15 protein-coding genes are annotated in these 9,648 nt (G+C 30.5%); 3 read left to right on the plus strand and 12 right to left on the minus strand.

Annotated elements, in window-relative coordinates; all coding sequences use genetic code 11:
- Nucleotides 1-224 precede the first annotated feature (224 nt).
- Nucleotides 225-1,001, minus strand: a complete 777-nt coding sequence (map, locus tag GWI97_RS05200) for a type I methionyl aminopeptidase (RefSeq protein ID WP_036937500.1) — start codon at nucleotides 999-1,001, stop codon at nucleotides 225-227.
- A 12-nt stretch (nucleotides 1,002-1,013) separates the two neighbouring features.
- Nucleotides 1,014-1,211, minus strand: a complete 198-nt coding sequence (locus tag GWI97_RS05205; RefSeq protein WP_036937502.1) for a ParD-like family protein — start codon at nucleotides 1,209-1,211, stop codon at nucleotides 1,014-1,016.
- Between the two features lie 480 nt (nucleotides 1,212-1,691).
- Between GWI97_RS05205 and GWI97_RS05210 the strand changes: the two genes are divergently transcribed.
- Nucleotides 1,692-2,231 (plus strand): AAA family ATPase, encoded by a 540-nt coding sequence (locus GWI97_RS05210; protein WP_036937504.1) that lies wholly within the window; start codon nucleotides 1,692-1,694, stop codon nucleotides 2,229-2,231.
- A gap of 42 nt (nucleotides 2,232-2,273) precedes the next feature.
- Here the strand turns inward: GWI97_RS05210 and GWI97_RS05215 are convergent, their stop codons facing one another.
- The 3 genes from GWI97_RS05215 to GWI97_RS05225 all read right to left on the minus strand — a co-directional run bounded on the left by GWI97_RS05215 (nucleotide 2,274) and on the right by GWI97_RS05225 (nucleotide 3,743).
- Complete coding sequence (locus GWI97_RS05215; RefSeq protein WP_036937506.1) at nucleotides 2,274-2,519, minus strand: hypothetical protein; 246 nt, start codon at nucleotides 2,517-2,519, stop codon at nucleotides 2,274-2,276.
- A gap of 42 nt (nucleotides 2,520-2,561) precedes the next feature.
- Nucleotides 2,562-2,993 carry a hypothetical protein gene (locus GWI97_RS05220; RefSeq protein ID WP_161681432.1) on the minus strand — a complete coding sequence of 144 codons (432 nt, stop codon included), beginning with the start codon at nucleotides 2,991-2,993 and terminating at the stop codon, nucleotides 2,562-2,564.
- A 471-nt stretch (nucleotides 2,994-3,464) separates the two neighbouring features.
- Nucleotides 3,465-3,743, minus strand: coding sequence for a DUF5339 domain-containing protein (locus GWI97_RS05225; protein WP_036937512.1), 279 nt, complete (start codon nucleotides 3,741-3,743; stop codon nucleotides 3,465-3,467).
- 895 nt (nucleotides 3,744-4,638) lie between these two features.
- Between GWI97_RS05225 and yedE the strand changes: the two genes are divergently transcribed.
- Nucleotides 4,639-5,724, plus strand: coding sequence for a YedE family putative selenium transporter (gene yedE, locus GWI97_RS05230; protein ID WP_087802557.1), 1,086 nt, complete (start codon nucleotides 4,639-4,641; stop codon nucleotides 5,722-5,724).
- A complete protein-coding gene (locus tag GWI97_RS05235) occupies nucleotides 5,714-5,965 on the plus strand; it encodes a putative Se/S carrier-like protein (RefSeq protein ID WP_052038514.1) in 252 nt (83 codons plus the stop codon). Before yedE ends, GWI97_RS05235 begins: the two co-directional genes overlap by 11 nt.
- A gap of 182 nt (nucleotides 5,966-6,147) precedes the next feature.
- On the opposite strand, the gene GWI97_RS05240 is transcribed toward GWI97_RS05235, so the two are convergent.
- The 7 genes from GWI97_RS05240 to cspE all read right to left on the minus strand — a co-directional run bounded on the left by GWI97_RS05240 (nucleotide 6,148) and on the right by cspE (nucleotide 9,431).
- A complete protein-coding gene (locus tag GWI97_RS05240; protein ID WP_036937520.1) occupies nucleotides 6,148-6,369 on the minus strand; it encodes a YdcH family protein in 222 nt (73 codons plus the stop codon).
- A 262-nt stretch (nucleotides 6,370-6,631) separates the two neighbouring features.
- Nucleotides 6,632-6,865 carry an immunity protein Imm33 domain-containing protein gene (locus GWI97_RS05245; protein ID WP_082239472.1) on the minus strand — a complete coding sequence of 78 codons (234 nt, stop codon included), beginning with the start codon at nucleotides 6,863-6,865 and terminating at the stop codon, nucleotides 6,632-6,634.
- 686 nt (nucleotides 6,866-7,551) lie between these two features.
- On the minus strand, nucleotides 7,552-7,893 hold the full coding sequence (locus tag GWI97_RS05250) for a hypothetical protein (RefSeq protein WP_036937525.1): 342 nt from the start codon (nucleotides 7,891-7,893) through the stop codon (nucleotides 7,552-7,554).
- Nucleotides 7,894-8,005: 112 nt separating this feature from the next.
- Nucleotides 8,006-8,161 carry a hypothetical protein gene (locus GWI97_RS18185; protein WP_173807696.1) on the minus strand — a complete coding sequence of 52 codons (156 nt, stop codon included), beginning with the start codon at nucleotides 8,159-8,161 and terminating at the stop codon, nucleotides 8,006-8,008.
- A gap of 263 nt (nucleotides 8,162-8,424) precedes the next feature.
- The gene (locus tag GWI97_RS05255; RefSeq protein ID WP_036937526.1) at nucleotides 8,425-8,883 is read right to left on the minus strand and encodes an Hsp20 family protein; all 459 of its coding nucleotides are present in this window, start codon (nucleotides 8,881-8,883) and stop codon (nucleotides 8,425-8,427) included.
- Nucleotides 8,884-9,070: 187 nt separating this feature from the next.
- The gene (gene ymcF, locus GWI97_RS18330) at nucleotides 9,071-9,211 is read right to left on the minus strand and encodes a cold shock small protein YmcF (protein ID WP_418312483.1); all 141 of its coding nucleotides are present in this window, start codon (nucleotides 9,209-9,211) and stop codon (nucleotides 9,071-9,073) included.
- 7 nt (nucleotides 9,212-9,218) lie between these two features.
- Nucleotides 9,219-9,431, minus strand: a complete 213-nt coding sequence (gene cspE, locus GWI97_RS05260) for a transcription antiterminator/RNA stability regulator CspE (protein WP_004244726.1) — start codon at nucleotides 9,429-9,431, stop codon at nucleotides 9,219-9,221.
- Between the last annotated feature and the right edge of the window lie 217 nt (nucleotides 9,432-9,648).

Consider the following 9,648-nt stretch of genomic DNA (forward strand, 5'->3'; position numbering starts at 1 on the left):
ATTAAAAAACACAAGCTAACATCAAATCATTATGATAAATATAATAGCAAGAATTTAATTTACAACTATGTTTAATAAAGATATGAGATTAAATATTGAATCTATCAAAAGATGTGAAAAAATATCATACGGCTATTTAAATTAAAAATAGGATTATCTTTAAATTATAAAGAATATTATTCTGCTTTTCCCTTTAAATAGCCAAAAAAATAAAATATTAGCGATTATGGTAACGATTCTTCAGGACGTAAAGTCAGCACTTCATACCCATTTGCTGTAACTAAAATTGTATGTTCTGACTGAGCTGATAATTTTTTATCTCTCGTCACCACAGTCCAACCATCCTTTTTAGTTTTTATTTTAGCGCCACCTTGATTAATCATTGGTTCAATCGTAAAAGTCATGCCTTCTTTTAATTCCACACCTTGTCCTTTAATACCGTAATGTAAAACTTGTGGCGCTTCATGCATTTCTCTACCAATTCCATGCCCACAATACTCTCTTACAACACTATATCCATGGCTTTGTGCAAAGCTTTGAATAGCATGACCAATATCACCTAATGTTGCACCTGGCTTAACTTCTTTAATCCCTTCCCACATAGCTTGATACGTTGTTTTAGCTAGTTTACGCGCTATAGGAGATGCCTCTGGCATAATATACATTTTACTAGAATCGGCAATAAACCCATTTTTTTCTAATGTAATATCAACATTAATAATATCTTTACTTTTTAGGCGCTCATCTGATTTGGGTACACCGTGACAAACAACTTCATTAATTGACGTGTTTAACACATATTCATAACCATACTGGCCTTTACTTGCCGGTCTTGAATGAAGTTCGTTAATAATAAAATCTTCCACCTTGTCATTAATTTCCAGTGTAGAAACACCTGGTACAATAAAGGTATCAAGCATCGTAAAGACTTGCGCTAACAAACGTCCAGATTCACGCATTAGTTCAATTTCATCAGACGTTTTGATTGTTATTTTATCCATTTTTGTTTCCTCTTATTCTGCTTGTTGCTTGATAGCTTCTTTTTCCAGCATTTCATTAATAATCATCGGGAACGTTTTATCTGGATTTAACTCTGCTTGGATACCTATTTTTATCCAAAATTCCGCCTGAGCATTAACTGAGCGAGACATGACATTACTTGCCTTCCTCAAATACTCATGTAATTCATCAGAAATTTTTACAATCCCCATGCCAATCCTTATATACAAATCATTATAAAACATATATGTTCTATCATAGAATCAATTATCCATGCTTTCAATTGCTATTTAGTGCAGTCATGGGCATAAAATGCTCAAATAAGATGATAAGAAAAATATTGGCATAATTGGTATTTTTCTTTTTGAATCAAAAGAAGGAGTTCAAAAAACAATAAGAAAATGTAGTTATTTACCAGATCTTTTCCCTAATAGTCACTATACGCCTGAGGTTTGTATTCCTTAATATTTATTCACCAGATTTTTTCTTCTAAGAATTATGTAATTTATTATCCTATTCTTAAGAATTCCCACGAAATAAACTTACTTAAGATTTTCATTAACATTTAATGCTAGTACACTTTTTCTAGTTCTATTTTTTAGGTATTATTATTTCTACTACCTCTAAGGTTAATTCCCCCTACATCTTCCCCATTTTTCTCTATTAACTATATAAACTTATTAGGAGTTATTATGCCTAAAGAATTACATCGTATTGTATTAACTGGAGGCCCTGGGTCTGGGAAAACAACGCTAATAAATGAACTTAAGAATAGAGGTTATCCCTGTTCTTTAGAGGCAGGAAGAGCTATCATACAAGATCAAATTCTTATCGAAGGTAATGCATTGCCATGGACAGATCCAGAAGCGTTCTCACAATTAATGCTAAGTTGGGAATTGTATTCATGGCATAAAGCAACTGACATTAAAACACCGTATTTCTATGATAGGGGCCTTCCTGATATTGCAGGATATTTGTTATTATGCGGATTACCTATCCCAAAACATCTTAATAATGCAATAATACTATTTCGTTATTCTACAAATGTATTTATTGCTCCACCTTGGCCTGAAATCTATGCACAAGATAAAGAAAGAAAACAAACGATAAAAGAATCAGAGGAAACGTATTTAGCAATGCTAGAAGTTTATAAAAAATATAATTATAAATTAATCGAACTGCCGAAAGTGGCAATTGATAGTAGAGCTAATTTTATTATTAATAATATTTAATATCAGCCAGTAATATATTACTGGCATAGATAAATTAAATTCTTAATAAGAAGCCATAATTTTTAAATCTGGTTTTTCCCCTCGCATTATAGCCCGCTGTTGTTCATGAACTGCCTCATTAATGGCTTTTTGCTCTCCCGGTGTGCGTGTGTTTTTACCACAAACAAAGGTAGAACACACCGGGCTACCTATTCTATGCTCCCCTGAATCACCTGCACTAAAAGTAATGTTATCAGTAGTACAACCCAATAATAAAAAAGATAATAATAAAGTAATGATTATGCGCATAATTTTTCCATATAAATTAAGTTTTAAACCTATATTAAAGTATTAATAAGCATCAAAAGTATAATGTGGTCTTTGTGTCCATTTAAACTCAACGGTTTGTTTTTTTTCATTCCAAATAGGCTCAGGAACTGGCATGGTAAAACTTATTTTTTGAATCGGCTTTATTGTTGAATTTTCATTATTTACATATTGATTATGTACTGATGTTTTTGATTCATTTAAACCCGCTTTAAAAAGTTGTCCAAATTTACGGTTCTCTTCTTGTGCCTCTATTTCAAAACGCGACGGTTTTCCCAACATAAAGACTAAATTATTATTAACCTCATGATTATCAATATGGGTATTATCATCATGAGAACTATCAACTTTGGGGTTATCAATATGCGGTCCAGAAACAGCAGTTTGAGTTACTTTACCTGAGCTACATCCAACACTAATAAATATAGAAAATAATAAAAATAAAGAGTAATGCATAATGTAAATATCAATAAGAAATAGGAATAAATAATTATTCCATAAAAAATATTTACCAACAAAATAATTTTTATTATTTCTATAAAAAAAGAAAAATAGTCTTATAAAATAAAAACTCACAAATAATAAAACTATAAATAAAGATGGAAATGGAGTAACGGAATATCCTAAGTAAAATTAACAAGCATTAATATTTCATCTGTTTTTTATATGGATTAATTTAATCCATATAAATTATATATACCTTTGAGTAATATAACCATCTAAGCTTGTTGCTATATAGACTAAAAAATTCATTATTTATACTCTTTCTTAGAAAAGAAATTTTAAATTAATATAAAAGGAGTAAAGTTAAAAATAAATAAGGTGATAAAAATAGGTATAATGAAAATAAAGATGTCTTTAATTATTTAACTAAAAAAGCCTTATAGATATTAGAGAATATAAGGCTTATACATGCAGTCTACTTTATTAGCCCGCTGACATTTTTTTCATTTGCTCTAAAGAATCTAATGCTTGTTTACAAGTACTTTCTTGAACATCTTTAGGTAATGCTGCAAATTGTTCCTTAGCTTGAGCATACTGCGCTTTCATTGCTTCAGCTTGAGCTTTAGTTGCGTCATTTTTTGCCATTAATTCAACATAAGAGTCAGTTTCTTTAAAATAATCTTCGCATGCTTGAGATAAATCAGCAGAAACCGCAACAAAAGAGATTGATAATAAACCCAATGCTAAAATAAGTTTTTTCATAAATATCCTTTAAGTATTATTAATAGTTAGAAAGTCACTTCCATTATTTATCTTAAGTCAGCATTATCTCAAAAGAAGATAAAATAGGGATAAGCATTATCTTAATTAAAAAATAAAATCTCATCTAATAATGATGAGAATAACCAATAAATCAAAATATGATAATTGAATTTAGTCTTTGACTTTCAGTGTGAGTTATACATATTGATTCATTCTTTTTTAAATTAACATGATATTCTCATACATTAATAACTTATTTAATATTAATATAGTTCATCATCAATGCTCGAGACAATAAAATAATCTTCACAAAATAATATAAGCATAAAAATGATAATTGATAACATCAACTAGCACACTTATGGTGATTTTCCTAATAATCTTTCATCTGAAAATGAAAGTAAGCATATAGAATTTTATTTAAATTGAATTATTAAAAACAATTTAGAGGGTGAAACTTTATAATAAGATACAACTGAAGAGTTAAAAATAGCACAAAAAATAAAAATGGGTGGCCTTATTTTTCACCCAAGATTATGATGTGAAGAAAATTTATTAGTGATGATTTAAGTAATAAAGAAGAAATTTTATACCATATTATTACTGACCAGAAAACAATGGATCTATCAAAACTTATAACATCTTTTAGTTCAATAATTTCATTCTTCTTACTATATCAAAAATTTATTAAATAATTATATATAATATATTATTTAATTTATCATTAACTTATTACCAATTAAATTAACATCTATAATATTTAGCTTTATTTAAATATAATTTATTACTTTTGTCGTGATCTATATAAAAGAATCACACTTCATTCTTATATATAGTTGCCCGTACTTAATAGGTTCTATTAGTCAGGGGGCTCCCCCGTCAACGGAGGCATTTAATGTCTATAAAATGGGTTTTAGTCATATCTGGAATTGTTATTGGTGCTATCGCTTTACTTCTAGGTGTTAATGGGAATCCCCCTAATATGGGTGTTTGTGTTGCTTGCTTTATTCGTGACAGTGCAGGCAGTATGGGATTACATAATACTGAAACCGTACAATATCTTCGTCCTGAAATATTCGGTTTTATTCTCGGTTCATTTGTGGCAGCCTTACTTTTCAAAGAGTTTCAATCAAAAGCCGGATCAGCGCCAATCATTCGCTTTATGTTGGGCTTTTTAATGATGGCCGGTTGCTTAGTTTTCTTAGGTTGCCCATTAAGAATGGTACTTCGTATTGGTGCGGGAGATTTAAACGCAATAATAGGATTAGTTGGATTAATCATTGGAATTGGTGTTGGAAGCCTATTCATAAAAAAAGGATTTTCTCTTCCAAGAAATTATCGTCAGTCGCCTGTAGAAGGCTTTATTTTGCCAATTATATGCATATTTCTATTCGCTTTATTCTTATGGAATAGTGGTATTTTTAACGCTAGTGTAAAAGGCCCTGGCGCAAGTCATGCTCCAATATGGATGTCTATTATTGCAGGACTTATTATTGGTTTTATTATTCAACGAACTCGATTTTGTTTCATAGGAATGGCAAAACATGTCTTTTTATCACGTAACTATAATATGGCCCTTGGCGTAGTCGCACTAACACTTATTATTCTCTTAGGTAATCTCTATTTAGGCAAATTTAACCTTGGATTTGAAAATCAACCTATTGCTCATAATGATGGTTTATGGAATTTTCTCTCTATGATGCTTGTCGGGCTTTGTGGTGTATTTATCACTGGTTGTCCATTACGCCAACTTGCCAATGCAGGGCAAGGCAATTCCGATGCTGCAATCAGTGTACTAGGCATGTTAGTTGGTGCCGCTTTTGCTCATAATTTCTCTTACGCCTCTAGCCCAGCTGGTGTTACAGATAATGGCAAACTCGTTGTCATTATTGGTCTATTAGTTACATCCATTATCGGTGTTATTTATACTTATGCTACAAATAAAATAAACCATCATGAGACTAATAAAAATGACGCATAATTATTTATTTCTTTTTCATGAACAATATGCGGTCAAAAAACTTCACCATCAACTCCAAAAGGATAATTTTTTCTCAAGCGTAATTGATGCACCAAGAAAATTATCTTCTGAGTGTGAATTAGCAGTGTCTGTTTATTTTTCTAATAATGAAACTTATAAATATTATATTAATGATAATATTAGAGTTGTTTATAAAGTAGATTTAGATAGATTTAATGTACTTTGGCAAGATAATAATTGAAGTAATATATGATTGAAATAATCTATTTTTAGATCCTAAACTAAAAAAGGCTACATGAGTGGCCTTTCTATAATCACATAAACCAAGTGATTATATTTATTGATATAACTAGAAGATAAGAAACCATCCGAATTTACATAAGATGGTTTCAATATATTAACTATTTATAAAATAATTTTCTGTTATTCTTCTTCTGGCGGATTTTTAAGGATCTGATGAATTTCTTCTTTTAGTCTTAATTTCTGTTTTTTTAACTCTACAACTTCTTCACCATATCCTCTTCTGTCCTTATGTTCTAACCTTACTATTTTATGGTCAAGTTCATTATGTTGTTCAAAAAGAGCACGAAAATGAGGATCTGTTTGGCGAAGCTTTGAAATTAAATCACGATATTCTGGAAACATAAATAACTACCTTCCTTATTAATTGTGAATTAAGTACTCTTTTAAGTCTTACTCAAACTGATTAACCTGTCATTGTCTTTATGTTAAAAATAAGACTAACATCAATTAATATTTCTAATTTAAAAATTACCAAGTATTTTTATCTTAAATACTTATTTATAATTATTACATGTAATACATTGAATTATCTAGCTTTATAAAGCTAGCAGCCATAGAACAAATAAAATAGGATTAATACTTATATTAACTTTTCCCATTCTGACTAAACATCTTCATAGCCATCTCTATCAATAATAAAGTGATATCCTTCAAAAAGATAAGGATATTTCATTACCTCTGGCAACAGAGCATTTAAATGTTTTGTATGCAATGATTGATAAAAATCGACTTTTTCACAATATTCGCCACAATAAAAAAACCAACTTATCACACCAACTTTAGATTTTTTTACACGAATACCATAAATAGGAGTTAAATTTAAGGTATTTAAAGCCATTGTCCTCCTATCGTCTGGCGCTTCAAGTAAGACACTCTATTTTTTACATATACTTTTTTGTTATTCTACAATATTTAACACCTTGTTTTTATTTATTATTATATTTACTAAGTTAAAAAATGAGTTTAGTTAGGGCTCTTTATCCATACTGGATTATAATGAGTTCACCAGTATCTACCAAACATCATAAGATCCAATCTATTTACGCAACAAAAATGTAAAGAATAGATAAATCGATAAAAAAAGAATAAAAAAACACCAATTCTCCTTAAAACTAGACAAAAAATAGCACTAACGCATTTTTTGTTGAGAAAAAAGCACTTATTGTTAACTCATAAAATATAAATTCTCTATATTTATAGCGATCTCCAATAGTATTTATACCCATCTATTCGAGTCACTAAGCCCAATGCCGCCACATTGGGCTTTTTTATGGAAAAAGAGTTGATATGATTTCTCACTACGATAAGCTCAAATCTATTTAGCTTTTTTTATTATAGATTTTATAATTGCCTTCTTTTTTTCATTAACCATTTCATCAGATAATCTTCCCTAGGTTAATCCTTATGAGACAGACTTTTTATCAATATTCCGCTTTAGCCTTACACTAAAATGAATTAACATTATCAATCCAATGACAGCTTACTTATTCATTTCTCTCTTAATTTATTCTGTTTAAGTTAATATCACCTAAATAACAATGGTAAAAAAATTAATCCTATAACGATGGAAACAGAACCATGCAGTATCAATGCTATTTTAACTCTCACTACATTGGCGTGTTTATTCTTACGATTATCTAGCCATACATTTAAGGCAATAAAAAAACAAATTAAACAATAAAATCCCGCCCCCAAAATAATAAAAGCTGTAGTTATAGCTCTAGATAAACTTGACCAACCACCTGAATTAGAATGTGGGCTTAATTCATTGTAGATAAGTAATCCGGCAACAAGAAATGCTCCTATCCAAAATGCCATTAATATGCCCTTACCTACTACTTTATATTTACTATTATTCGTATCCATACCCATTACCTTGAATTTAATATAAAACCTATTATTGTTGCCACTTAAATTTACAGTACAATAATAGAATAATTATTTGCCGACCAAACTCCTTTTTTGTCGGCATCGATAGTTATTTATTAGGTAAATATTCTTGCTCTTTTAATTTAGAAAGTGCTAGTTCTTTCATCCAATCTGCAAGTAGTGGTGCGGTTTTTATTGAATCCAATAATGCTCGCTCTTTCTTTGTTAAACGAATAACAATAACTTCTGTTTTCATTGTAGACATAATAATTCCCCATTTATTAAAGAGAAAATATTGGCACAAAAAAGTAACAGAAAGGTCTGACTTACACGGTTTTACAAATTCATCATTTAAAGATGATTTACTGCATACTATCTATAGAATATTTGCGATATCGTTCATTGTTTATTTTTAAGAAAGAACATTAACATATTCATGATAGACGAGAATAAATAGGCTAAAGCCATAAAACAATTAAGGCTACACACCACGTGTAGCCTTAATCTTATTTACATTACCTAACTCAATTAGCTTTTATCTTTATTTTCTATCGCTATTGTTTGCCGTTTTTCTTCTTCGGGTAATTCATACTCAATAGCAATGGTCAGAAGTCCACTTGATAAATCGGCTTTGTCTATTTTAACATTTTTACCGAGGTCAAACTGCAACGTAAATTGTCCTTGAGATATGCCTCGATGGATCCATTTATCATTGTCTTCTTCTGATTTTTCTTCTTTTTTCCCTTCAATCAATAAACGACTTCCTTTTAATGAAACCGATAAGTCATCTTCTTGATATCCAGGCACACTCACTGTCAGTTCATAATGGTTATCATCAATCTGTTTCAGGTTATAGGTCTGAATTGGTGATGCAATAGGCTTACTACCTGTTAACTGACTAAACAGGCGATCTATCTGATCAAAGCGGTTTGACAGTAGGTTGTCAGATAATGCTGGGAATAATGAAAAAGGTTTAATGTTAGGCATATAACTCCTCCTTCAGTATTTAGTGAATTATGGGCGGTATCTTATTTGCCCAAAATATAAATATGAACGAACAAAAATTTTTCAAGCCCTAAAAACTCATTTTTTTATCTTTAACCAACCAATATGAGATTGCAGATAGCAAAAAACCCCGCCGAAGCGAGGTTTTATATATTCAACTATTTAATGCTTAACTCATTTGAGCTGTCATCACACTTTTGCAAAAGATACATTTTGCGCCGTGTGGATTGTTCACTGTGACATCAAATTGTGATGTTCTATATTGTGAACCACTACAACAAGGGCATTTAAAATAGAGGCGAATAGTAATAGCGCCTTTAGAGAGCCACCACGTTGCCTGCTGCTGGGCCTTTCATACCATTTTCCATGGTGAATGAAACTTGTTGGCCTTCCGCTAATGTTTTGAAGCTATCACTTTGGATTGCAGAGAAATGTACGAAGACATCTTTGCTGCCATCAGCTGGAGTAATAAAACCAAAACCTTTACCTTCATCGAACCATTTTACTGTACCAGTCATTGTATTAGACATAGAATTTCCTTTAATTGATTTAATTTGCCATAAGGCATATGCGGTTTGTTTTGTATTTTTACTTATGGGAATTAATTAGAAGGAATTCACAATGAAGAGGTATCGAGGATAACGCTAAACGGGAACAACTTTAAACTTACTAACATAAATAGGTCTGTACTTCCAAACCAGTGACGCTATTAAGCCATAGAAAAATTCAGATAGCAAACTTTATTTT

The sequence above is a fragment of the Proteus sp. G2300 genome, from assembly GCF_009915965.1.
GTDB lineage: Bacteria > Pseudomonadota > Gammaproteobacteria > Enterobacterales > Enterobacteriaceae > Proteus > Proteus vulgaris.

Excerpts from the sequence above, each read along its gene's own strand:
- GWI97_RS05245 (WP_082239472.1), bottom strand. The coding sequence starts at position 6,865 with ATGGCTTTAAATACCTTAAATTTAACTCCTATTTATGGTATTCGTGTA.
- GWI97_RS05235 (WP_052038514.1), top strand. The coding sequence starts at position 5,714 with ATGACGCATAATTATTTATTTCTTTTTCATGAACAATATGCGGTCAAA.
- GWI97_RS05205 (WP_036937502.1), bottom strand. The coding sequence starts at position 1,211 with ATGGGGATTGTAAAAATTTCTGATGAATTACATGAGTATTTGAGGAAG.
- GWI97_RS05250 (WP_036937525.1), bottom strand. The coding sequence starts at position 7,893 with ATGGATACGAATAATAGTAAATATAAAGTAGTAGGTAAGGGCATATTA.
- yedE (WP_087802557.1), top strand. The coding sequence starts at position 4,639 with ATGTCTATAAAATGGGTTTTAGTCATATCTGGAATTGTTATTGGTGCT.
- GWI97_RS18185 (WP_173807696.1), bottom strand. The coding sequence starts at position 8,161 with ATGTCTACAATGAAAACAGAAGTTATTGTTATTCGTTTAACAAAGAAA.
- GWI97_RS05225 (WP_036937512.1), bottom strand. The coding sequence starts at position 3,743 with ATGAAAAAACTTATTTTAGCATTGGGTTTATTATCAATCTCTTTTGTT.
- cspE (WP_004244726.1), bottom strand. The coding sequence starts at position 9,431 with ATGTCTAATACAATGACTGGTACAGTAAAATGGTTCGATGAAGGTAAA.
- GWI97_RS05215 (WP_036937506.1), bottom strand. The coding sequence starts at position 2,519 with ATGCGCATAATCATTACTTTATTATTATCTTTTTTATTATTGGGTTGT.
- map (WP_036937500.1), bottom strand. The coding sequence starts at position 1,001 with ATGGATAAAATAACAATCAAAACGTCTGATGAAATTGAACTAATGCGT.
- GWI97_RS05255 (WP_036937526.1), bottom strand. The coding sequence starts at position 8,883 with ATGCCTAACATTAAACCTTTTTCATTATTCCCAGCATTATCTGACAAC.
- GWI97_RS05240 (WP_036937520.1), bottom strand. The coding sequence starts at position 6,369 with ATGTTTCCAGAATATCGTGATTTAATTTCAAAGCTTCGCCAAACAGAT.
- GWI97_RS05220 (WP_161681432.1), bottom strand. The coding sequence starts at position 2,993 with ATGCATTACTCTTTATTTTTATTATTTTCTATATTTATTAGTGTTGGA.
- GWI97_RS05210 (WP_036937504.1), top strand. The coding sequence starts at position 1,692 with ATGCCTAAAGAATTACATCGTATTGTATTAACTGGAGGCCCTGGGTCT.